22 protein-coding genes are annotated in these 21,967 nt (G+C 71.5%); 9 read left to right on the top strand and 13 right to left on the bottom strand.

All coding sequences use genetic code 11. The annotated features are described in order from the left end of the window. Nucleotides 1-19: 19 nt before the first annotated feature. From AA23TX_RS38860 to AA23TX_RS38850, 3 genes are all read right to left on the bottom strand, one after another. The gene (locus tag AA23TX_RS38860; RefSeq protein WP_155547967.1) at nucleotides 20-673 is read right to left on the bottom strand and encodes a VC0807 family protein; all 654 of its coding nucleotides are present in this window, start codon (nucleotides 671-673) and stop codon (nucleotides 20-22) included. Nucleotides 674-945: 272 nt separating this feature from the next. Continuing rightward, on the bottom strand, nucleotides 946-2,085 hold the full coding sequence (gene dusB / locus AA23TX_RS38855; RefSeq protein ID WP_155547966.1) for a tRNA dihydrouridine synthase DusB: 1,140 nt from the start codon (nucleotides 2,083-2,085) through the stop codon (nucleotides 946-948). Between the two features lie 38 nt (nucleotides 2,086-2,123). Then, nucleotides 2,124-2,516 (bottom strand): hypothetical protein, encoded by a 393-nt coding sequence (locus tag AA23TX_RS38850; RefSeq protein ID WP_155547965.1) that lies wholly within the window; start codon nucleotides 2,514-2,516, stop codon nucleotides 2,124-2,126. 97 nt (nucleotides 2,517-2,613) lie between these two features. On the opposite strand from AA23TX_RS38850, the gene AA23TX_RS38845 reads away from it, so the two are divergent. The 3 genes from AA23TX_RS38845 to AA23TX_RS38835 all read left to right on the top strand — a co-directional run bounded on the left by AA23TX_RS38845 (nucleotide 2,614) and on the right by AA23TX_RS38835 (nucleotide 5,878). Next, nucleotides 2,614-3,576, top strand: a complete 963-nt coding sequence (locus tag AA23TX_RS38845) for a Gfo/Idh/MocA family protein (protein ID WP_155547964.1) — start codon at nucleotides 2,614-2,616, stop codon at nucleotides 3,574-3,576. Nucleotides 3,577-3,621: 45 nt separating this feature from the next. Further along, entirely contained in the window at nucleotides 3,622-5,421 is a 1,800-nt protein-coding gene (locus tag AA23TX_RS38840; RefSeq protein ID WP_230863021.1) for a DUF2339 domain-containing protein, read from the top strand. A 64-nt stretch (nucleotides 5,422-5,485) separates the two neighbouring features. Beyond that, entirely contained in the window at nucleotides 5,486-5,878 is a 393-nt protein-coding gene (locus AA23TX_RS38835; protein WP_155547962.1) for a TIGR03667 family PPOX class F420-dependent oxidoreductase, read from the top strand. A gap of 3 nt (nucleotides 5,879-5,881) precedes the next feature. Here the strand turns inward: AA23TX_RS38835 and AA23TX_RS38830 are convergent, their stop codons facing one another. After that, nucleotides 5,882-6,496 (bottom strand): GNAT family N-acetyltransferase, encoded by a 615-nt coding sequence (locus AA23TX_RS38830; protein WP_196425776.1) that lies wholly within the window; start codon nucleotides 6,494-6,496, stop codon nucleotides 5,882-5,884. Further along, nucleotides 6,493-7,020 carry a DinB family protein gene (locus tag AA23TX_RS38825; RefSeq protein WP_155547961.1) on the bottom strand — a complete coding sequence of 176 codons (528 nt, stop codon included), beginning with the start codon at nucleotides 7,018-7,020 and terminating at the stop codon, nucleotides 6,493-6,495. Before AA23TX_RS38825 ends, AA23TX_RS38830 begins: the two co-directional genes overlap by 4 nt. A gap of 56 nt (nucleotides 7,021-7,076) precedes the next feature. Here AA23TX_RS38825 and AA23TX_RS38820 point away from each other — a divergent pair, with 56 nt between their 5' ends. Then, a complete protein-coding gene (locus AA23TX_RS38820; RefSeq protein WP_155547960.1) occupies nucleotides 7,077-8,039 on the top strand; it encodes a helix-turn-helix transcriptional regulator in 963 nt (320 codons plus the stop codon). 29 nt (nucleotides 8,040-8,068) lie between these two features. Further along, on the top strand, nucleotides 8,069-8,557 hold the full coding sequence (locus AA23TX_RS38815) for a DUF6328 family protein (RefSeq protein ID WP_155547959.1): 489 nt from the start codon (nucleotides 8,069-8,071) through the stop codon (nucleotides 8,555-8,557). Here the strand turns inward: AA23TX_RS38815 and AA23TX_RS38810 are convergent. Continuing rightward, nucleotides 8,533-8,925, bottom strand: coding sequence for a VOC family protein (locus AA23TX_RS38810; protein WP_155547958.1), 393 nt, complete (start codon nucleotides 8,923-8,925; stop codon nucleotides 8,533-8,535). The genes AA23TX_RS38815 and AA23TX_RS38810 overlap by 25 nt on opposite strands. 80 nt (nucleotides 8,926-9,005) lie before the next feature. Between AA23TX_RS38810 and AA23TX_RS38805 the strand changes: the two genes are divergently transcribed. Continuing rightward, complete coding sequence (locus AA23TX_RS38805) at nucleotides 9,006-10,829, top strand: LamG-like jellyroll fold domain-containing protein (RefSeq protein ID WP_155547957.1); 1,824 nt, start codon at nucleotides 9,006-9,008, stop codon at nucleotides 10,827-10,829. Nucleotides 10,830-10,930: 101 nt separating this feature from the next. Then, nucleotides 10,931-13,135 (top strand): RNA polymerase recycling motor ATPase HelR, encoded by a 2,205-nt coding sequence (gene helR / locus AA23TX_RS38800; protein WP_155547956.1) that lies wholly within the window; start codon nucleotides 10,931-10,933, stop codon nucleotides 13,133-13,135. 60 nt (nucleotides 13,136-13,195) lie between these two features. On the opposite strand, the gene AA23TX_RS38795 is transcribed toward helR, so the two are convergent. Together AA23TX_RS38795 and AA23TX_RS38790 are read right to left on the bottom strand one after the other, a co-directional pair. Beyond that, a complete protein-coding gene (locus AA23TX_RS38795) occupies nucleotides 13,196-13,672 on the bottom strand; it encodes an Lrp/AsnC family transcriptional regulator (protein WP_155547955.1) in 477 nt (158 codons plus the stop codon). 182 nt (nucleotides 13,673-13,854) lie between these two features. Continuing rightward, the gene (locus AA23TX_RS38790) at nucleotides 13,855-15,216 is read right to left on the bottom strand and encodes an FAD-dependent monooxygenase (protein ID WP_155547954.1); all 1,362 of its coding nucleotides are present in this window, start codon (nucleotides 15,214-15,216) and stop codon (nucleotides 13,855-13,857) included. A 63-nt stretch (nucleotides 15,217-15,279) separates the two neighbouring features. On the opposite strand from AA23TX_RS38790, the gene AA23TX_RS38785 reads away from it, so the two are divergent. Then, nucleotides 15,280-15,900 (top strand): TetR/AcrR family transcriptional regulator C-terminal domain-containing protein, encoded by a 621-nt coding sequence (locus AA23TX_RS38785; RefSeq protein WP_155547953.1) that lies wholly within the window; start codon nucleotides 15,280-15,282, stop codon nucleotides 15,898-15,900. Here the strand turns inward: AA23TX_RS38785 and lysA are convergent. After that, nucleotides 15,878-17,221: a diaminopimelate decarboxylase gene (gene lysA, locus AA23TX_RS38780; RefSeq protein WP_155547952.1), complete on the bottom strand. Its 1,344-nt coding sequence runs from the start codon at nucleotides 17,219-17,221 to the stop codon at nucleotides 15,878-15,880. The genes AA23TX_RS38785 and lysA overlap by 23 nt on opposite strands. Before the next feature lie 197 nt (nucleotides 17,222-17,418). Here lysA and AA23TX_RS38775 point away from each other — a divergent pair, with 197 nt between their 5' ends. Continuing rightward, nucleotides 17,419-18,402 (top strand): RNA polymerase subunit sigma-70, encoded by a 984-nt coding sequence (locus AA23TX_RS38775; RefSeq protein ID WP_155547951.1) that lies wholly within the window; start codon nucleotides 17,419-17,421, stop codon nucleotides 18,400-18,402. A 229-nt stretch (nucleotides 18,403-18,631) separates the two neighbouring features. Here AA23TX_RS38775 and AA23TX_RS38770 read toward each other — a convergent pair whose 3' ends face one another. From AA23TX_RS38770 to AA23TX_RS38755, 4 genes are all read right to left on the bottom strand, one after another. Continuing rightward, nucleotides 18,632-18,814, bottom strand: coding sequence for an RGCVC family protein (locus AA23TX_RS38770; RefSeq protein ID WP_155547950.1), 183 nt, complete (start codon nucleotides 18,812-18,814; stop codon nucleotides 18,632-18,634). Then, the gene (locus AA23TX_RS38765) at nucleotides 18,811-19,848 is read right to left on the bottom strand and encodes a fatty acid desaturase family protein (protein ID WP_155547949.1); all 1,038 of its coding nucleotides are present in this window, start codon (nucleotides 19,846-19,848) and stop codon (nucleotides 18,811-18,813) included. The genes AA23TX_RS38770 and AA23TX_RS38765 overlap by 4 nt, the downstream gene beginning before the upstream one ends. Nucleotides 19,849-20,309: 461 nt before the next feature. Further along, a complete protein-coding gene (locus AA23TX_RS38760; RefSeq protein ID WP_155547948.1) occupies nucleotides 20,310-21,215 on the bottom strand; it encodes a dihydrodipicolinate synthase family protein in 906 nt (301 codons plus the stop codon). Further along, nucleotides 21,212-21,916: a GntR family transcriptional regulator gene (locus AA23TX_RS38755; RefSeq protein WP_155549347.1), complete on the bottom strand. Its 705-nt coding sequence runs from the start codon at nucleotides 21,914-21,916 to the stop codon at nucleotides 21,212-21,214. Before AA23TX_RS38755 ends, AA23TX_RS38760 begins: the two co-directional genes overlap by 4 nt. Between the last annotated feature and the right edge of the window lie 51 nt (nucleotides 21,917-21,967).

The following is a 21,967-nucleotide window of genomic DNA, read 5'->3' as shown; positions in this document are numbered from 1 at the left end:
CACGCTGCGTTCGTGCTGGTCAAGCGGCGACGAGCTCGCGGGTCTGCGCCTCGCGGGCCACCATCACGCCGGCTTCCTTCGCGACCGCACCGGCGATGACCATGATCAGCGCGAAGGTGCCGATGAAGACGACCGTGCTCAGCCACACCATCGTCGAGACGGGCAGGGTGAAGGCGCCGACCACGCGAGCGGCGCTTTCGAGCACGAACCCGACACCCCAGATGACGCTGCTGCGACGCAGGACGGTGGCGAACCTTTCGTTGCCCCGCAAGCGTTCCCAGGCGGATTCGTGGTCGGCTTTGCCGTGGGTGAGGAACGGGCGCAGGGCCTTCGTCATGATCGGCTGCGCGGTGAACGCGGAGATCAGGATGACGATCCCGGTGATCCCGCTCCCGATCGAGTCCTTGGCGATCATCATGCGGGCGTCGCCGGAGACGAAGGTCAGCAGCATCCCGACGACGTTGGTCACGAGGACGACGAGGGCGAGCCCGTTGAGGGTGCGGTGCTTGGCGAACTGGAACAGCGTCCGGCCGAGCGGGAAGACACCGGAGAGCGCGAGCGCGGTGAAGTCGTCGACGCCGAGCGAGTGGAGCCCGTAGTAGACGCCGAGCGGGACGGCGATCTCGACGCCGAGGGTCTGGAGCAAAGAGGCGGGAGCGCTGTGGTTCGTCATGCGAAAAGCTTGTCGCGGCCGGGGTTCCGATACGGATGCGATCCGCCACGATCGAGGGATGACAGTTGTCACGACCTCACGTTCGGTGCGGCCGCGTCGTCGTAATGGGTATGGCGACCTTCCTGCGTTTCACCACACCGAACGGCCATTCATTGCACAGCGCGGCGGCGTACACGGTGTTCGTGCTGGCGCAGGTGGTGTTGGGCATCGCACACGTGACGGTCGTGCACGTGCCGTTGGGGGTGTTGCTGTTCGGGTTCAGCTGCTGCAGCTCAGCCGCCCGAGTGCATGTCTTCCGCCTCCGGGACGCAGTCGTCGTCCGGGTCGTCGAGCCAGCCGTGTGGCAGCGTGACCTTGCCCGGGGAGCCCTGGCGCCCCCGAGGGCCGTCGGCGTTGTCCGGGAACGGGGCGTCGTGGTCGAGGCGGCCGATCAGGTCGTCCAGTTCCGCGAGGCCGGACACCATCGCGAAGCCGCGGCGCAGTTCGGAGCCGACCGGGAAGTTCATGAAGTACCAGGCCATGTGCTTGCGCAGGTCGCGCAGGGCCTTCGTCTCGCCGTCGTGCCCGATGAGCAGCTCGGCGTGGCGGCGCAGGACCTGCGCAACCTCGCCCAGGTTCGGCGGGGTCGGCAGCGGGCGCCCGGCGAAGGCGGCTTCCAGCTCGCCGAACAGCCACGGGCGGCCCAGGCAACCGCGGCCGACGACCACGCCGTCGCAGCCTGTTTCGTCGACCATGCGCAGCGCGTCGGCGGCGGAGAAGATGTCGCCGTTGCCGAGGACCGGGATGCTGGTCACGGCCTCCTTCAACGCGGCGATCTTCGTCCAGTCGGCCTGGCCGGAGTAGCGCTGCGCCGCGGTGCGGGCGTGCAGGCTGACGGCGGCCGCGCCCTCGCCCTCGGCGATGCGGCCGGCGTCGAGGTACGTGCGGTGGTCGTCGTCGATGCCGATGCGGAACTTGACCGTGAACGGCACGTCCCCGGCCGCGCGAGCCGACTCGCGGACGATCGCCTCGAACAGCTTCCGCTTGTACGGCAGCGCCGCCCCGCCGCCCTTGCGGGTCACCTTCGCGACCGGGCAACCGAAGTTGGAGTCGATGTGGTCGGCCAGGCCTTCGCCGACGATGATCCGGACGGCTTCGGCCATCGTCTTCGGGTCGACGCCGTAGAGCTGCATGGACCGGGGCTTTTCCTCAGCCCCGAAGGTCATCATGTGCATGGTCGCGGGGTGCCGTTCGACGACGGCCCGCGCGGTGATCATTTCGCACACGTAGATGCCGGCGCCGTACTCGGCGCACAGCTGGCGGAAGGCGACGTTGGTGATGCCGGCCATCGGAGCGAGCACCACTGGCGGATCGACCTGGTAGGGGCCGATCTTCAGGGCGGGCTTGCTCAGGGTGGCGGTCACGTCCTCCATTGTCGCTTGTGGTGTCGATCACGTCGACCAGGGGCTGGTCAGGCGACGAGGTCGTCCCAGCGGACCAGGATCGCCGTGGCCAGGAGGCCGGCCGCGATGATCTTGATCAGGACCGCTCCGGTGGTCAGCCCGGTGAGTCCCGTGAAGTCCAGCAGCACGCTCGCCACGAACGCCGCCGCGAGCAGTTTCGCGCCCCAACGGCGGCGGAAACCGAGTGCGACGACGGCCAGCAGCTGGATCGCCGTCGCGAACACCGACAGCACGAACCACGGCGACGGATCGCCGCCGTGGCCGAGGTCGTCCGCCAGGACCTTGATCGAGGCGACCAGGAGCACCAGCGTGCCCAGGCCGAAGACCACCAGCATCACCGGCAGGAAGATCCGGCCGGCGCCGACGGGCGTGGCACGTTCGGGAACACGGCGACGGGGCACGGCAGGCCCTCCGCTCGGCTCGGGAAACCACCACCCTGCCCGATCGCGCGACGGGTATCCACCGTGGTTTTACCGACACTGCCCGTAGGGTTCCGGCATGACCGACAAGCCCCTGCGCTGGGGAATCATGGGGACCGGCGGCATCGCCGGGGCCTTCGCGGAAGACCTGAAGCTGACCGGATCCGGCGTCGTCGCCGCGGTCGGGTCGCGCACGGCCGAAAGCGCCGACGCTTTCGCCGGGAGACTGGGCATCCCCACTCGCCACGGCAGCTACGAAGCCCTCGCGAACGATCCGGACGTCGACATCGTCTACGTCGCCACGCCGCACCCCCTGCACCACGGCAACGCGCGGCTCGCGCTCGAAGCCGGCAAGCCCGTGCTGGTCGAGAAGCCGTTCACGATGAACGCCGACGAGGCGCGCGACCTGGTCGCGCTCGCCCGCGAACGCGGCCTCTTCCTCATGGAAGCCATGTGGACGCGCTTCCTGCCGCACATCCGGCACATCCGTGAGCTGCTGCCCAGCCTCGGCGACGTCGTCACCGTCATGGCCGACCACGGCCAGTGGTTCGCCGAGGACCCCGCCTTCCGGCTGTTCGCGCCCGAGCTCGGCGGTGGCGCCCTGCTCGACCTGGGGATCTACCCGGTTTCGTTCGCGTCGATGGTGCTCGGGGCCCCGGACCGCGTCGCCGCGATGGTGACCCCGGCGTTCACCGGCGTCGACGCGCAGACGTCGATGCTGTTCGGCTACGCGAGCGGCGCGCAGGCCGTGCTGAGCTGCACGTTGAGCGCGGTTTCGCCGACCACGGCGGCGATCGTCGGCACGGACGCGCGCATCGAGGTCGAAGGGCCCTTCTACGCGCCCGCGTCCTTCACGCTCATCCCGCGCGAAGGCGAGCGAAGCCGCTTCGAGTACTTCGACGAGGGCCGTGGCCTGCGGCACCAGGCCGACGAAGTGGCCCGGCTGCTGGCCGCCGGCGAGACCGAGAGCGCGCTCATGCCGCTCGACGAAACCGTCTCGATCATGACGACCATGGACCGGGTACTCAGCTCGGTTGAGTAGAGATACGGATCCGCTGGGCGCCCCTTGTGGGTGACTCTGTCCAGTATGACCACCGAAGATGTGCTCCTCCGGCTCGCCGGCGAGATCGACGACCTGGGGCGTCGTCTCGCCGTGGTGGGCTCCGAACTGCGGACCGTCCGGGCCGACCAGCCCCAGCAGGCCGAACAGCCGAAACCGGCCGAGCAGCCTCAGCAGCCGCCTCAACCCCAGCCCTGGTCCCTGCCGCCACAGCAGCAGATGCCGCCGCCGTGGCCCCCGCACCCCTGGCAGCCACCCCGGCAGTACTACGTCCCGCCGCAGGCGCCCTACCAGCCCGTCCCGCGGCAGACACTGGGCGAAAAGCTCGGCAAGGAGGGCGCGGGCAGCCGTGTCCTGGCCTGGGTCGGCGGCGCCGTGACGCTGCTGGGCGTCGTCCTGCTGCTCGTGCTGGCCGTCCAGCGGGGCTGGCTCGGGCCGCTGCCGCGCGTGCTCGTCGGCGCCGCCTTCGGGCTCGCGCTGACCGGGGCCGGCGTCTGGCTGCACCGCAAGCCCGCCGGCCGCACCGGGGCGTTCGCCCTCGCCTGGACCGGCATCGCGACGCTCTACCTGGACGCCGTCGCCGCGACGTCGCTGTACGACTTCCTGCCGGTGCTCGCCGGGCTCGCCGTGGGTCTCGCGGTCGCCGCCGGCGGGCTGCTCGTGGCCGTGCGCTGGGAGTCGCCGCTGCTGGCTTCCGTCGTGGTCGTCGGCTGCGTGGTCTGCGCGCCGATGATCACCCGCGGGTTCACCCCCGAACTCGTCGCCTTCCTGCTGATGGTCCAGCTCGCGACGGCGCCGGTGCAGCTGCGCCGCGACTGGTCGTCGCTGACGCTCGCCGCCGGGGTGCCGCCGCTGTTGGCCTCGGTCATCAGCAGCGCGGTCGCGCACGACGGCCGGCAGAACACCGTCGCGGCGCTCGGTGCGGGCGTCATCGGCATCGCCCTCGCGCTGATCGTGCTGCGCCGCCGCGAAAACGACCCCGCCGCGCTCGCCGTGCTGGCGACGTCCGTCGTCCCGGCGCTGGTCGCCGCGTTGCTCCTGCCCAAGGCCCAGGCCGTGCCGGTCGCGGCCGGTGCCGGTGTCGTCCTCCTGGCCGTCTGGGCGACGCGCCGCTGGTGGCCGGGGATCGCCGGGCAGCTGGCCGGGCTCGCCGGGCTGCTGGCGATCCTGCAGGCGACCGTCACGCAGTTCGACGGTCCCGCTCGTGCCGCGGTGCTGCTCGGCGAGGCACTGCTGCTCGCCGTGGCCGCGGTGGGCGGGCGAAACAAGTTCGCGCTGGCGGCCGCACTCGGCTTCGCGACGATCGGGGGCCTGATCGGCGTGTTCTTCGACGTCACGCCCGCTTTGCTGATGGTGTACCGGATCCGGCCGGCCGCCGACGTCGCCGGCGCGCTCGCGGTCGCCCTGCTGCTCCTCGCGGTTTCGGTCGCGCTGCCGTGGGCGGCCGTGCGGCTGGCGGTCTTCCGCGGACCGGCCGACGACCTGCCGATCTGGCTCGTCGCCGGGGTTTCCGCGCTCTACGGCGCCGCCGGGGTCGTGCTGTGCGGGTCGCTGCTGGCCGTCCCCGGCCGCACCGGCTTCCTCCTCGGCCACGCGCTGATCACGGTCTCCTGGACGATCGCGGCGCTCGTGCTGCTGCTGCGCGGCATCGACGTCGTCGCGCTGCGCGTGATCGGGCTGGTCCTGGTCGGCGCGGCGGTGCTCAAGCTGGTGCTGTTCGACCTGGCGACCCTGGACGGCCTGGCGCGGGTGGGCGCGTTCCTCGGCGCGGGACTGGTCCTGCTCGCGGCCGGGACGCGGTACGCCCGGCTCGTCGCCTCGCGCTGACGGGGAAGAATTGTCGGTGCCCTGTGGTTACCTGGATCACACGACCGACGACCAGGGGGCACCAATGGCAGAACCGAAGCTCAGCGATCGCTCCGCCGAGAGGATCGGCTGGCTGACCACCGTCACGCCGAAGGGGCGGCCCGCGCCCCGGCCGGTGTGGTTCGTCCTCGACGGCGCCGACATCGTGGTGTTCAGCAAGCCGGACACCGCGAAGCTGCGGCACATCGAGGCCAACCCCGAGGTGAGCTTTCACCTCAACGGCAACGAAAGCGGCGGCGCGATCCTCGTCGTCAACGGCAAGGCGCACGTCGAGGAGGGCAAGGCGTCGGAAGCGCCCGGCTACCTCGACAAGTACGGCCCGGCGTACGCCGCCATCGGGTTCGAGACGCCGGACGCCTTCGACGCCGAGTACTCCGTCCGCATCCGCTTGGTGCCCGACCGCACCTGGGGGTGGTGACGATCAGTCCACTATAGACAATTCAATACGCATGAGGACGCGCCGCGGCGTCGGGTGGCCGACCTCTTCGAAACCGGCGTCGGCGAACACCTGGCGGGCGCCGACGTGCAGCTCGCCCCAGGTGATCTCCTTACCTGGCTGGGTGATCATCGGATACGCCTCGAGCGCGCGGGCCCCGCGTTCGCGGGCGAAGCCGATGGTGGCGCGGGCGAGCGGGTAGGTGAGGCCGCGGCCGCGGAAACCCTTGCGGACGGCGAAGCACGTCACCGCCCAGACGCCGTCGTCGTCCTTGTCTTCGCTGCGGCCGGTCCACGGGACACGGGTGCCGCGCAGCTTGGGGTAGGCGATCCGCGGCTCGACGGCGACCCAGCCGGCCGGCTCACCACCGACGTAGGCCACCAGCCCGCTCGTCGCGGCGCCCGGCTCGCCGCAGGCGGTCTGGGCCCGCAGCATGGCGGTGCGCTGCTCCTGCGTGGAGTCGCGCCAGATCCAGCCGGCGACCTTGAACCGCTGGCACTGGCAGCGGCCCGGGTAGTCGGTGGTCCCGAAGACCGCGGCGACGTCGTCCCACGACGCCTCGTTGGCGGGCACGACGGTGACGTCCTCGGCCGCCGTCACGCCGGCGCGTCCTCGCCCACCAGGCCGTCCACGGCTTCGCGGAGCAGGTCGGCGTGGCCGGTGTGGCGCGCGTACTCCTCGATCATGTCCGCGATGATGCGCCGCAGGTTCGGGGTCCGCCCGTCGGGCCAGGTGAAGCGGCCGGGCTGACCGGCGTCGCCCTCGGCCAGGGCGGCGGCGACCAGCGCGCGTGACCGGGTGACCGCGGACTCCCAGAGCGCGTACAGCGACTCCGGGCTGTCACCGGCGGCCGTGGACCACTCCGAGCCCGGCTCGGCGGTGTCCCACGGCGGCCCGATCGGCTCGCCGCGCAGCTTGACGGCGAACCAGTCGGCCTCGACGTGGGCGAGGTGCTTGAGCAGGCCGCCCAGCGTCATCGTGCTCGCCGCGACGGTGACCCGGAGCTGCCCGGCGTCCAGGCCACCGCACTTCCAGGCGAACGTGCGCCGGATGCGCTCGAGCGTGCTGAGCAGGGTCGCGATCTCGTCGCCGTCCACCACGAGCGTCGCGTAGGAGTCGGTCATGGCCGCGGAGCCTAGGATCGGTTCCGGACGATCCACTTCCGGAATCGGGAATTCCCATGGCGGACGACACGAGCCCGACGGCGCGGGCCCTGCGCACCCTCGAGCTCCTCCAGGCCGGTCCGGGCATCACGGCCGACCGGCTCGCCGGCAAGCTCGGCGTCTCCGAACGCGCCGCCCGGCGCTACGTCGGGATCCTGCGCGAGGCGGGCATTCCGGTCGTCTCCGTCCGCGGGCCCCACGGCGGCTACCGGGTCGGGCGCGGCCTGCGGCTGCCGCCGCTGACGTTCAGCCCCGCCGAGGCCCTCGGCCTGGTCATGGCCGTGCTCGACGGCCACCACGACGCCGGCGATCCCGCCACTCTGGTCGGCGGCGCGCTGGGCAAGATCGTGCAGGCCCTCCCCGAGTCGGTCGCCGCGCAGGCCGAGGCCGTCCGGCGGACCGCCGCGGCCGCACCGGACGCCGCGGCCGCGCGGCCGGACCCCGAGACCACCTCGGCCCTGGTGCACGCCTGCGCCGAGCACCGGCGGGTCCGCCTCGGCTACCGCTCCGAGGCCGGCACCGAGTGGACGGGCGACGTCGACCCGTGGGCCGTCGTCGTCCGCCACGGCCGGTGGTACCTCTTGTGCCGCAAGCACCCGAAGGGCGAGCGCCGGGCGTACCGGATCGACCGGGTCCGAAGCGCCGGCATCGGCGACGACACCTTCGAGCCGCCCCGTGACCTGGACCCGGTCGCGATGGTCGAGGAACACCTCGCCGTCGGCTGGGAGTACGACGTCGAGGTCGTCATCGACGCACCCCTCGACCTGGCCCGCCGATGCCTGCCCCGCGCCGTCGGGCAGCTGGGGCGCATCGACGACGGGACGACCCGCCTGACCGGCAGCACCGGCAATCCCGCCTGGTACGCCGAACAGCTGGCCAGGATCCCGGCGCCGTACCGGATCGTGCGCTGCCCCGAGCTGCGGGAGGCCGCGCGGGTCCTCGGGCAGCGGCTGCTGGACGCCACCCGGATCGACCGGTGAACCCGGGGACGGCCGCGTATCGTCCTCCTGTGGCGGAACACACCGGCGAGACCCGCAACGAGCAGCTGACGCGCAACATCGGCGAGCTGCTGCAGGAGCTGCGGGTCGCGCAGGCCGGCGTGCAGATCCTCTTCGGCTTCCTGCTCTCGGTCGTGTTCACCGACCGGTTCCACGACGCCAGCGGGTTCGAGAAGTCACTGCACCTGTCCGCGGTGGCGCTCGCGGTGGCCGCGACCGCGCTGCTGACCGCGCCCGCGGCCTGGCACCGGCTGCTGTTCCGCACGGGCAGCCGGGAGCGGATCCTGACCGTCGGCAACCGGCTCGTGCTCGTCGGCCTGGTCTGCCTGGCCTTCGCGATCACGTCGACGGTCGCGCTGATCGCCAAGGTCGTCTACGGCGAGATCGCGATGATCGTCCTGGCCGCGCTGTGCGTGCTGCTCTTCGGGATCCTCTGGTTCGTCATGCCGCTCCGGATCCACCGCGCCACCGGTGGTCAGCCGACGGGACCGCCCAGGTAGAGCGTGTCCTCCTGGACGAAGCAGAGCGGGTTGCCGAACGGGTCGTCCGCGTAGAAGGACCGTTCGCCCCAGAACTGGGTTTCGATCGCGTCGTCGATCCAGCGCGGCCCGGCGTCGCGCACCCGCCGGAACGTCTCCTCGACGTCCTCGACCGCCAGGTAGACGATCCGCGGGTCCCGCTGCGGCCGCGGTTCGCGGTGTTCGAGCGGCGCCTCGACGCAGGCGAGCACGACGTCGCCGCAGGTGAAGTAGTGCCGGTTGACCGAGATCCGCTCGCCGGGACCGTCCAGGACGGCGGCGTAGAACGCGACCGCGATCTCGATGTCGTCGACCGGCTGGATCAGCCGGAAGACCCGCGCTCCGCTCATGGCGCGAACAGTACCGCTGTTCATCCCGAGTTCGGCGGCCGTTGCCGGTGCGGTCGGCCGGCGCCCGTAGCTTCCGGCGCGTGACTGACACCTCTCGCCGGACCTTCCTCCTCGGCGCGGGCGCCGCCGCCGCGGCGACCCTGCCGGCCGTCGCCCTCGGCACGCCGGCCGTCGCCGCCGAAGCGCGGGGCCACCACCGCCCCGACGCCGAAGATCCGCGCTTCACGCTCGTGGTCATGCCGGACACGCAGTACCTGTTCGACGAGGACCGCGGCGACGCGGCCCCGTTGGACGCCTCGCTGCGCTACGTCCTCGACGAGGCCGACGACAACGTTGTCTTCCTCGCTCACCTCGGAGACCTCACACAGAACGGCCGCGCGGACGAGTTCTCGCGCATCAGCAGGTCGTTCCAGGCCCTCGACCGCCGCCGGTTCCCGTACAGCACCCTCGCGGGCAACCACGACATCGACGGCTCGAAGGACGACCAGCGCGGCCCCTCGCCCTACCTGGACGCGTTCGGCCCGCAGCGTCACCGCAACTCGCCGACGTTCAAGGGCGCGTCGAAGGACGGCTACAACACCTACCACGTCTTCCGCGGCGGTGGCCGTGACTGGCTGCTGCTCGCCCTCGACTGGCGGCCCTCCGCGGGCGGGCTCGAGTGGGCCAGGCAGGTCCTCGCGCAGCACCCGACGCTGCCCGCGATCCTCACCATCCACGAGCTGGTCTGGGCCGGCGACGACCACCAGGCGCAGTTCTCGACGTTCGGCGAACTGGTCTGGAAGGAGCTGGTGAACGGCAACGACCAGATCTTCCTGACGCTCAACGGCCACTACTGGCCGACCGGGCGCACGGTCCGCGAGAACGCCGCCGGGCACGACGTCCACGTCCACATCGCGAACTACCAGGACCGCTACTACGGCGGCAGCGCCATGGTCCGGCTCTACCAGTTCGACCTCGCGCGCGGCGTCGTCGACGTCCGGACGTTCTCGCCGTGGCTCGCCGCGCAGGACCACCTCAGCGAAATGCAGCAGGTCGAGGCCGAGCGCAGCGGCGCCGCCGACTACTTCAGCCTGGAGATCGACTTCGCCGAGCGCTTCAAGGGGTTCGCGCCGGTGCCGGTCCCGCCCGGGCGTCCCGCGAAGCAGGTGCTGGTGCCGGGAACGGTCGCGTACTGGCGCTTCGAGGGCGGCCAGGACGGCAAGCCGGTGCCGGCCGACGTCGTCGTGCGCGACCAGAGCGGCCGCGGCAACGACCTCACGCGCGTCACGGCGCCCGGGAGCGGTCCGGACGCGCTGAGGTACGCGAGCGAGTTCTCGCCGCGGCAGCCGTCGCGGGCGAGCCTGCGGTTCGACGGCGGCCGTGACCCGAGCCGCGGCGCGTACCTGCGCACGGTCGACGCGGCGCCGATGAACGAGCTGGAGTTCGAGCGCGGCTACACCGTCGAGGTGTTCTTCCGGTTGCCGGCGGACTTCAAGGACGGCCACCACGGCTGGTGCGGGCTGTTTGCCCGCCAGGGCAGCGGTGGCGCCGCCGGCAAGACCGGCGACGACCCGGAGGAATCGGCCGCCACACTGTCCCTTTCGGACGGTGGCGAGCTGCAGTGGGCGGTGTTCCCCTTGAACCAGAACCGGATCTCGACGAACTGGGGCCACGAGCTGCCGGTCGAGAAGTGGTGGCACGTCGCGGTCGTCAACGATGGCCGGCGCACGACGGTGTTCGTCGACGGCTGCCCGGTCGTGCGCAACCCGGCCACCCCGGCGGTCGGCCTCGCGAATCCCGGCGGCTCGTGGCTGGTCGGTGCCTCGTCCTACGACGGGAAGGTCGACCGGAGCTTCGCCGGGCTGCTGGGTGACGTGCGGGTGGTGGACCGGCCGCTGAACCCGCGCGAATTCATGCTCGGATAGGGGTCTTGACAGCGGGTGGACAATAAAAAATCGACGTGCCTTCCGAGAACAACAGGAAGACCCATCGAATGTAGCTTCAGTCTAACCGCTGTGAGGGGAATTTGTCAAACCAGGGGTACGACGAGGAATTGCGAGCCGAGCGCGCGTACGTCACCGGGTTGTACGCGCGCCTCGACCGCGAACGCGAGCAGGCGGGGGCGCGCTTGCGCGGCGCGCTCGGGGAACCGGGGACCACGCTGGTGGAGCGCGACGCCGACGTGCGTGTCCGGGCCCGTGAGACGGTCCGGCTGAACGTCGCCGACAACGGGCTCTGCTTCGGCAGGGTGGACGCACTGAGCGGGGAAACCGGCTACATCGGCCGGATCGGTCTTTTCGACGGCGAAAACGACTACGAACCCCTTCTGCTGGATTGGCGGGCGCCGGCGGCGCGGCCGTTCTACGTCGCCACCGCGGCGTCGCCGGAAAACCTGCGCCGCCGCCGTCAGTTCCACACGCTGGGGCGAAAGGTCGTCGATTTCACCGACGAAGTCCTCGGCCGTCCCGGTGACGGCGAACGCGGGGACGCGGCGCTGCTGGCCGCGGTCAACGCCCCGCGCGGCGACGGCATGCGGGACATCGTCGCGACGATCCAGGCCGAGCAGGACGAGATCATCCGGCTCGGCCACTCGGGGGCGCTGGTCGTCGAGGGCGGGCCCGGCACCGGGAAGACCGCCGTCGCGCTGCACCGGGTGGCGTACCTGCTCTACACGCAGCGCGAACGGATGTCGCGCAGCGGCGTGCTGGTGGTCGGGCCGAGCCCGCTGTTCCTCGACCACATCGGCCGCGTGCTGCCTTCGCTCGGTGAGTCGGACGTCGTGTTCGTGACGACCGGCGACCTCGTGCCGGGCTTGCGCGTCACCGCCGAAGACGAGCCGGAGGTGGCGAAGCTCAAGGGGTCGCTGGAGATCCTCGACGTGCTGACCGCGGCGGTCGCCGACCGGCAGCGCGTGCCCGAGGAACCGGTGCCGGTCGAGCTGGCCGACGTCACCGTGGCGCTCGACGCCGGCATCGCGGACGAGGCCCGGCTCGAAGCGCGCCGGTCCGGGCTGCCGCACAACGAGGCCGGCGCGGTCTTCCGCGCGCAGGTCGTGGCGATCCTCGCCGAGCGGGCCGTGGCCGAGATCGGGGAAGGCTGGCTGACCCGCGAGGACCGTGGGGCGTGGGCCGACCTGCGCGCCGACGTCCTCGACGAGCTGGCCGGGCACGAAGACCTCGGCGTCACGCTCGGCGCGTTGTGGCCGGAGCTGACGCCGGAGACACTGCTGGCGCCGCTGTACATGTCGCCGCGCCGGCTCGAAGCCGCCGGCGCCGATCCGGCGCTGTTCCGCGCGGACGGCGCGGCTTGGACCGTGTCGGACGTGCCGCTGCTCGACGAGCTGGTCGACCTGCTCGGCCGGGACGATTCCGCCGAGCGCGCCGCCGCGCGTCGCCAGGCGGAGGAGGACGCGGAGTACGCCGAAGGCGTCATGGACCTCATCAAGCTGGACCGCGAAGAGCAGGACGAGGATCTGGGCCTGGTCGCCACCGACCTGCTCTACGCCGAGGACCTGGCCGACCGGTTCGCCGAGCGCGACACCCGCGACCTCGCCGAGCGCGCGGCCGAGGACCGGGACTGGACCTACGGGCACGTCGTCGTCGACGAGGCACAGGAACTGTCCGAAATGGACTGGCGGGCGCTGATGCGGCGGTGTCCGAGCCGGTCGTTCACGGTCGTCGGCGACCTGGCGCAACGCCGCAGCGCCGCCGGGGCGACCGCGTGGGGATCGATGCTGGCGCCGTACGTCGCCGACCGGTGGGCGTACCGGGAGCTGACGGTGAACTACCGGACCCCGGCGGAGATCATGACCGTCGCCGGCGCGTTGCTCGCGCGGTTCGCGCCGGACGCGCGGCCGCCGGAATCCGTGCGGGCGAGCGGGATCCGGCCGTGGTCGCGGCGGGTCTCGGACGCCGAGCTGGCGGCCGCCATCGACGATTTCGATCGCGAAGAGGCCGAGCGCGAAGGCACCAGCGTCGTGATCGGCCCGCCCGGCGTGCCGGGCACCGTTGCGCCGTCGGCGACGAAGGGCCTGGAGTTCGACGCGGTCCTCGTCGTCGAGCCGGAACGGATCCTGGCCGAAGGCGCGCGTGGCGCGGCGGAGCTGTACGTCGCGCTCACGCGCGCCACGCAGCGCCTCGGGGTGCTGCACCGGGATCCGCTCCCGGCGGTGCTGGCCGGGCTCGCCGAAGCGGGCGTGCCCGCGCGGGCGGGTCACCGGCGGTTCCAGTAGCGCGCGCTCGCTCGTGAGTGAGAAACAGTGTTCTAACCCTGTTCCTCACTCACGACGGGCCTACGCCGTGAGCCGGCCCCAGGCGTAGTTCTGCTTGGCCAGCTTGAGGTAGACGAACAGCTCGGTCCCGGACACGCCGTCGATCTTGCGGATCTCCTCGCCCAGCACTTCGAGCATGTGGTCGTCGTCCCGGCAGACGAGTTCGGCCAGCAGGTCGTAGCGCCCGGCGCACAACACGACGTAGTGCACGTTCGGCAGTTCGGACAGCTTGTCGGCCACGGCGCGCGGATCAGCGCCGTCGACGCTGATCCCGACCATCGCCTGCCTCGTCAGATCGACGTTGACCGGGTCGGTCACCGCCACGATCTGCATGAGGTCGTCACGCAGGAGTCGTTGCACGCGCTGGCGAACGGCTCCCTCCGAGAGCCCGACCGCCTTCGCGAGCGCGGTGAACGAGGCCCGGCCGTCTTGCTGCAGCAGGGCGATCAGCGATCTGTCCGTGTTGTCCAGCCCGCGCGCACGTGAATCTTCACCCATGCCGTCCCTCCCTGTGTTTCGGCATGTGATTTGTCAAGTGCGCAGCGTATCGAGACCTGACCAGAAAGCGAGACCCCTGCGCCAGCTTCACGTGATCCGGCGCCAGGATCGTGATTTGCCGAGGAATCGGTGGCTGGGGAGGAAACTCACGAGTCATTCCGAGGCGGCTTCGGGCGGCCGATCTAGAACCAGGTGGCGAGGGCGACGTCGAGCGGCCCCTCGCCCGCCCAGGCGACCACGCCGTCGGGCCGGAGCAGCAGCGGACCGGTGTTCGTGACCGGCACGACGTCGACGCGCGGATCGGCCGGGTGCTCCGCGATCAGCAGGAGGCCGCGGCCGGTGCGGGTGTGCTCGTGCAGCCGGGTCGTGCGGCCGTCGGCGTCGACGAGTTCGAGGTCCGGGCAGTGCTCGCCGACCGGGGCCGGGGCGGGGTAAGGGAAGTCGTAGCGCTCGCGGACGCCGGACAGGAGGTCCGCGAAGTACCGGTTCGCCTCGGGCAGGTCCAGCACTTCGCCGACGATCTCCCGCAGCGCGTCGACGTGCGGGCCGGGCGCCAGCAACGCCGACTGCGCGCGTGTGTTGCGTAGCACCGCTTCGCCGGCCGGGTGCCTTTCGCGTGTGTACGTGTCGAGGAACGCTTCGGGCTTGTCGCCGCGAAGGACGGCGCCGAGCTTCCAGCCGAGGTTGGCCGCGTCCGGAATGCCGAGGTTGAGGCCCTGCCCGCCGCTCGGCGAGTGCACGTGCGCGGCGTCACCGGCGAGGAAGACGCGGCCGCGGCGGTAGTCGTCGGCCTGGCGGGCCTGGTCGCCGAACCGCCGTTCCTCCCGGAAGTCCTCGACGACGACGTCCGCGCCGGTGACCCGCCGGATGCTCTCGGCGAGCTCGGCCGCGGTGACCGGCTCCGGGTTCGACGCGGGTTCGGTGACCCCGACCATGCTGCCGCCGTGCAGGAAGGTGCCCCCGGCGTACCGCCCGGCGGGCGGGATGGCGCCCGCGAACCGCACCTGCCCGGCGACCGTGCGCAACAGGGCCGGCGTGCCGGGGAAGGCGAAGCCGGCCAGCTTGCGCACGGTGCTGCGGCCGCCGTCGCAGCCGACGACGTACTGGGCGCGCCAGGTCTTCCCGGCGGTGACGGTGACACCGTCCACATCGGACTCCAGCGCGGTGACCTCGTGACCACGCAGGATTCTGATGCCCTCGGCGTGCTTCGCGAGGACGCGTTCCAGCTCCGGCTGCCAGATGTTCGTCCGCGGGCGATCTTCGCGCGGGACGATCTTGAAGATGTTCGCGAAGTGGCCGCGGGCGCTGCCGTGGTCGCGCGCGAGGTCCTTCGTGCCTTCGACATCGGCTTCGGCGAGCTGGGCACCGAGACCGCGTCGCCGGAGTGCCTCGGTCGCGAGCACGCCCAGGCCGCGTGACTTCGGTTCTTCGGAAGGCGTGGTCAGGCGTTCCAGGACCAGCGGCTCGGCGCCGGCCAGCTTGAGCTCGGCGGCGAGGAACAGGCCCACCGGGCCCGCGCCCACGACGATCACGTCGGCATCCATGCTGTCTCCTTAACTTGTTAAGGACTAAGATGGCCTTAACAAGTTAAGTCGTCAAGGAGCAGCATGCCGCTGGAAGTCGGCGACGCGGTGCGCGTCGCGCTGGAACTGCTGGAAGACGAGGGTCTCGACAAGCTGACCGTGCGGCGGCTGGCCACGGAGCTGGGCGTCAAGGCGCCCGCGTTGTACTGGCACTTCCGGAGCAAGCGCGCGCTGCTCGACCACATGACGGACGCGATCGTCGCGCCGGTCGTCGCCGGGCTGCCGTCCGGCGGGCCGTGGCTGAAGTGGCTCGAAGAGGCGGGTCTGGCGCTGCACACGGTGTTGCTCGCACACCGCGACGGCGCCCGCGTCGCGCTGGGCGCGGACCTCACCACGGCCCGCGCGCTCGGCGAGCTGGCCGAGCGCGCGGTCGGGGTGCTGCACGACGCGGGCTTCCCGCTCGGCGAGGCCACCCGCGCGGCCGGGGTGCTGGTCCACTTCGTGCTCGGCCGGGCCGTCGAGGACCAGACGCGGCTGCCGCCCGCCGAGGAGGCGGCGGTGCTCGCGTCGGCCTCGTTCCCGTTCCCGCTGATGGCGCGTGGCCTGCGCGAACGCGCCGGCTCGACGGTCGAAGACGACTTCCGCTACGCGCTCGGCGTGCTGCTCGCCGGCCTCGACGCGGTCAGCCCAAGTCGCGCCGGCTGAGGTCCTCCTCGGTTTCGCGGCGCACCAGCAGCGTCGCGACGCCGTCCTTGACGCCGACCAGCGGCGGGCGTCCGACCTGGTTGTAGTTCGAGGCCAGCGAGTGGTGGTACGCGCCGGTGCACGGCACGGCCAGCAGGTCACCGGCGTGCAGGTCGCCGGGCAGGAGGAGGCCGTCGGCGAGGACGTCGCCGGCTTCGCAGTGCCGGCCCACGACGGTCATCGGGACGCGCTTCGCCTTCGATCGCCGTCCGACCAGGCGCGTCGTGTAGCGCGCGCCGTAGAGCGAGGGCCGCGCGTTGTCGCTCATCCCGCCGTCGACCGCGACGAACGTACGGCTGCCGCGCTTGACCGCGCAGACTCGGTAGACGGTGATCCCGGCCGGCCCGACGAGCGCCCGGCCGGGCTCGATCGTCAAGCGCGGCAACGGGAATCCGTGCGCCGCGCACTCGTAGGCGAGCGCCACTCGCAGGCGTCGCGAGTAGCCGCCGAGGTCGAACGCGGGCTCGCCGCCGACGTACGGCACCGCGTGCCCGCCGCCGAGGTCGAGCTCCCGCAGGGTGACGCCGTGGGTGTCGCGGATCCGGACGAGCACCTCGGCCATCCGGCGCGCGGCGGCCTCGTAGCGGTCGACGCGGGAGACCTGCGAGCCGATGTGGCAGTGCAGGCCGGCGAGCCGCAACCCGGGCTGGTCTCGCACGGCCCGCACGGCCGCGTCGACGTTGTCGGGGACGCCGTCGAGCAGCGAGAAGCCGAACTTCTGGCCCTCGGTGCCGGTGCTGATGGCCGCGTGCGCGCCGGCCGCGACGCCCGGCGTCACGCGGATCATCACCTGCTGCGCGCCGTGGGCGAGCGCGCCGAGCTGCTCGATCTCGTCGAGCGAGTCGACCACGATCCGGCGGACGCCGTACGCGAGAGCGGCCTTCAGGTCTTCGGGAGTTTTCGCGTTGCCGTGCAGCAGCATGCGCTCCGCGGGGAAGCCGACTCCGCGCGCGACGGCGATCTCGCCCGCGGAGCAGGTGTCGAGCGACAACCCCGCTTCGGCGACCCAACGCAGTACGGACCGCGTACACAGCGCCTTGCTCGCGTACGCGACTTCGACGTCCGGGAGCGCTTCGCGGTACTCGCGGGCGGTGTCGCGGACCTGCTGCTCGTCGATGAGGTAGGACGGCGTCCCGAAGCGGGCGGCGAGGTGGCTGACCCGCGCGCCGGCGAAGAGGAGCTCGCCGTCTTCGCCGATTCGGGTGCTTCGCGGCCAGACTCCTGGCTCGAGGTGATCGGCGGCTTCGCAGCCGAGGCTGGGAAGAAGCTCGCTGAGCGTCACGGTGTGCCTCCGGGCATCACGGCGGATCGGACTCCGTCAGGACATCGCTGTCTTCTTCGCCGGGCTTCCCCCGTGAATGTCGTCCTGACGGTGTCCGGTGGTGTGCTGATGCCTTATTAACGCGCGAGTAACTTCGGCCACACCCCGCTTGACCTGCGCAGAGCTGAATTTCCACGGCGGCCGCCGTCACACGGGGCATGGTTACCGACACGATGGACGAGACCGAGTTCGCCGAACTGACCGAGCGGCACCGCCGGGAGCTGCGGGTGCACTGCTACCGGTTCCTGGGGTCGCTCGACGAGGCCGAGGACCTGGTGCAGGAGACGTTCCTGCGCGCGTGGCGCGGGCGTGACCAGTACGCCGGGCGGGCGAGCGTGCGGGCGTGGCTGTACAAGATCGCCACGAACGCGTGCCTGGACTTCCTCGCCCGGTTCGTGCGGGAGGTGCCCGCGCTCGACCTCCCGGTGGCGTCCGGCTCGCACTTGGCCCCCCGACCCGCGGCGGCCGTCCCGTGGTTGCAGCCGGCCCCGGACGACGTCCTCGAGACGGCGATCTCGCGGGAAACGGTCGAGCTGGCGTTCCTGGCGGCGGTCCAGTACCTTCCGCCGCGCCAACGCGCTGTATTGATCCTTCGCGACGTCGTCGGCTGGTCGGCGAAGGAGACAGCGGCGGCGTTGTCGACAACCCCGGCTTCGGTGAGCAGCTCGCTTCAGCGCGCTCGGGCGGAGTTGAAGGAGCAGCTGCCTTCGCAGCGTACGGAGTGGCGCGTGGCTTCAAGCGGCGAAGAGCGCGAAGTCGTCGCGCGCTACATCTCCGCTTTGACGACGGCGGACGACGCGGCGATCGCGGCGGTGCTCAGCGAGGACATCCGCTGCAGCCACCAGCCGGGAGCAGGCGGCCACAACGGCCCCCACCCGACTTGGTACGGCGGGCGGTCAACGGTCCTGGCCGGCTGGGCGCCGGTGCTGCACGGGCCGGGGGCGATGGAGCTGCGCCTGCTCCCGGTCCGCGCGAACGGCGGCCCAGCGGTAGCGACGTACCTCCGCCACGACGGCCGGTTCCGGGCGTTCGGGCTGAACGCGCTGCGGGTGGTCGACGGGCAGGTGGCCGAGGTGACGACGTTCGTCCCAGCGGTTTTCGGGGCGTTCGGTCTGCCGGAGGTGCTGCCGGAGGATGTGTGAGGCGGGCCGATCGGCGACGCGCGTTCGGCGTGCCGAGTTGCTCTGCCGGAGGGCGCGTGGGTGTGGCGGGCCTGCCGGACGTTCGGTGCGCCGGCCCGGCCGCAGCGTGCCCACTCGCCGGGAGCCGGGAGCCGGGAGCCGGGAGCCGGGAGCCGGGAGCCGGGAGCCGGGAGCCGGGAGCCGGGAGCCGGGAGCCGGGAGCCGGGAGCCGGCTCGCTCGGCCCCTGCCTCAGCGGGCCTTGTGGTCCGCCGCCGTGCCGCAGACGCAGCCGCGGTCGGCTCCCTGGCCGGCCGCCGTTGCCGCGCAGTAGCGGCGGGCTATCGCGTCGTGCGCTTCCAGGTCGTGGGAGCAGTTCGGGCACTGGGCTTCGGTGCGGGGCACCTCGGGTGCGTCGGGCGCCGGGGCCGTCATGCCGGCACCTTCTTCGCCCGCAGCGGCTCGCTCACCGAGTGCAGGTGCTGGAGCACGTAACCGTACGAGCGGGCCCAGCCGCACTGCGCGTAGGAAATCCCGTGCCGGTCGCAGAACTCGCGGACGATCACCTGCGCGTGCTTGAGGTTCGGCCGGGCCATGCTCGGGAACAGGTGGTGCTCGATCTGGTAGTTCAGCCCACCCAGCGCGAAGTCGACCACCGGGCCGCCGCGGATGTTGCGTGACGTCAGGACCTGCTTGCGCAGGAAGTCGAGCTTGTGCCCGGTCTCCAGCATCTCCATGCCCTTGTGGTTGGGCGCGAACGAGCAGCCCATGTACAGCCCCCACAGGAACTGGTGCACCAGGATGAAGATGATCCCGGTCAGCGGCGACAGCACGATGAACACCGCGGCGAGGTACGCGGCCAGGTGCGCGATCAGCAGCGCGGACTCCAGCTTGCGGCGGCGAATATCTTTGCGCAGCACCGCTTTCACGCTCGAGACGTGCAGGTTCAGGCCTTCGAGCAGCAGCAGCGGGAAGAACAGGAACGCCTGGTACTTCGCCATCCAGCGCAGGAACCCGCGCTTCTGCGAGCTCTGCGCCTTGCTGAACGCGAGCGCGGCGATGTCGACGTCCGGGTCTTCGTCTTCGTGGTTGGGGTTGGCGTGGTGACGCGCGTGCGTGCCGATCCACCAGCCGTAGCTCAGCCCGGTTAGTCCACCGTGGACGAACCCGGTGGCGTCGTTCGCCCGGCGGGTGCGGAAGATCTGCTTGTGCCCGGCGTCGTGCCCGATGAACGACAGCTGTGCGAACATCATCGCGAAGAACGCCGCGAGGAAGAGCTGCCACCACGAGTCGCCGAGGTAGGCGAACGCGACCCAGCCGCCGCCGAACGCGGCGAGGTTCAGCCCGATCCGCACCGCGTAGTACCGCCGTCGCCGCCGGAGCAGCCCGGCGTCCTTGATGAGCCGGGACAGCTCGGCGAAGTCGCTGCCGGCCGTGGCCGGGGTATCCGGAACCTGGGTGGAAGTCATCAACGTCACCGCTCTGGCTAAGTCGTAAAGGCTTGTCCAGCAACGGTTTCCGGCCCCGACGGGGTCCGGGTCCGGTCCGGGAAAGGGCACTGGGGCCTGGTCGCGGTGGTACCGCGTCCTGTCCTCAGCCTCCCATCCCACCGCCGTGAAGGCAATTCCCCGCAGCCTGCCGAAGAGGTGTACAGTCAGCCACATCGGGATGAAAGGTGACTTACCACACACCCGAAACTTCCCGGCCGGGCAGCCCCGACCGGGAGCCGGGCCCGGAACCCGCTCGTACGCAACCATGTCGGCCGTTCGGCCGGCGAGCAGCCGCCCGTAGTCGCGCAGAGTGACGCCCGAGGCGCCCAATTGGGTTGCTACAGCTTGGTTCTTCCGGTTCGACTCCGGTCATCAGGTGGCTCGTCGGCGAGCCGGACTTCGGCGTCACCGCGCTCCGGCACGCCGATGGGCCACCACCTTCACGAAAGCCCCCAGGACGAAAGCAGTCCGAAGAGCCGTTCGCGTTCGGTGCTTGTCAGCAGCCGGCTCGGCGGCCGGACGTCCGGGCGGCACAAGCCGAGTTGCCCGAGCGCGTCCTTGACGACGCTGACGTTGTTGGCGTTCCCGTTCGCGGCGCGCAGCTCTTCGAACGGCCGGATCCGCTCCCAGACCGCCATCGCGCCCGGATAGTCCCCTGTGGACAGTGCACGGAACATCTCCAGCGAGATCGCCGGGTCGACGTTCACGAGTCCCGACGTGAAACCGGTGGCGCCGACGGCGAAGTACCCGGGCGCCGAGAGCTCGGCCAGGCCGGCGATCCACACGAAGCGCTCGAAGCCCGCGTCCCGCGCGACCGAGCCGAACCGCACCGGGTCGGGCACGGCGTACTTCACGCCGATGACGTTCGGCGCCGCTTCGCCGAGCGCGCGCAGCTGGTCGCCCGCGATCGCCGGGTTGCGGACGTAGAGCACGACGCCGAGATCGGGCACCGCGGCCGCGATCGCGGCGTGGTAGTCGACCCAGCCGTCGCCGGAGATGTACGGGTGCACGGGCTGGTGGATCATGATCATGTCGGCGCCGGCGTCCCGCGCGTGCGCGGCCGCCCGCGTCGCCGACGCGACGTCGTGGCCGATCCCGGCGAGCACACTGCCCCGGCCGGCCACGGCCTCGACCGTGACCTCCAGACAGTGCCGGGCTTCCGCCGCGTCCAGCGCGTAGAACTCGCCGGTGTTCCCGTTCGGCGTCACGACTTCGACGCCGCCGGTGATCAGCCGGTCGACGAGCTTCGCGTACGTCTGGCCGTCGACGGCGCCCTCGGCGTCGAACGGCGTCACCGGGATGGCCACCACCCCGGAAAGCCGCCGCCTCTGCTGCTCGAACGTCATCGGGTCCCCTTCGGATCGCCGGTCTCTGCGGTGCTTTCGCCCGGGAGCCCGAAGGCGATCCGGTCGATGAAATCGGTGATGTGCTTGCGCAGCAGGTGTTCGGCTTGCCGGGCGTTGCCGCTCTCGGCGGCGGTCAGGATCGCCCGGTGCTCGGCCGCTTCGCCCCGCCACGTCGGGCTGATGCCCCAGCCGGTGACGGTGATCAGGGCGGCCTGGTCGCGTAGGCCGTCGAGGATCTCGACGAGCAAGGGGTTCCCGCATCCGGAGTAGAGCGCGCGGTGGAACAACCGGTTGGTCAGGCTGGCTTTGGCGCGGTCGGTGGCCGCGGTACCGGTGCCGACGTCGGCCAGGACTCCCCGCGCTTCACCGAAGTCCGCGCCGCGCTCGACAGCGCGTCGGACGGCTTCGGGCTCGAGGAGCGCTCGCAGGTCGTACACGGCGTGGGCGCTCTCGGCGTCCATGACCCGGACCGCGGCGCCCTTGTACGTGCTCATCGTGACCAAACCGGAACCGGCGAGGATACGCAGCGCTTCGCGCACCGGTGTCTTCGAGACCCCAAGCAGGGCGCCCACCTCGGCTTCGACGAGCGTTTCGCCCGGCCCGAACTCCCCGCTCAAGATCGACTCCTTGATCGCATCACGCACGAAATCCGTGCGCGAGACGGGCGGCGGCGGCCTCCGGGCCGAAGAAGTGCTCGCCACTGGCATGTCCGATCTGATATACGATGCGACATACAACATTATCACGGACCC

The organism is Amycolatopsis camponoti (assembly GCF_902497555.1).
Taxonomy (GTDB): Bacteria; Actinomycetota; Actinomycetes; order Mycobacteriales; family Pseudonocardiaceae; genus Amycolatopsis; species Amycolatopsis camponoti.
This window is presented reverse-complemented; position numbering and strand designations above follow the sequence as displayed.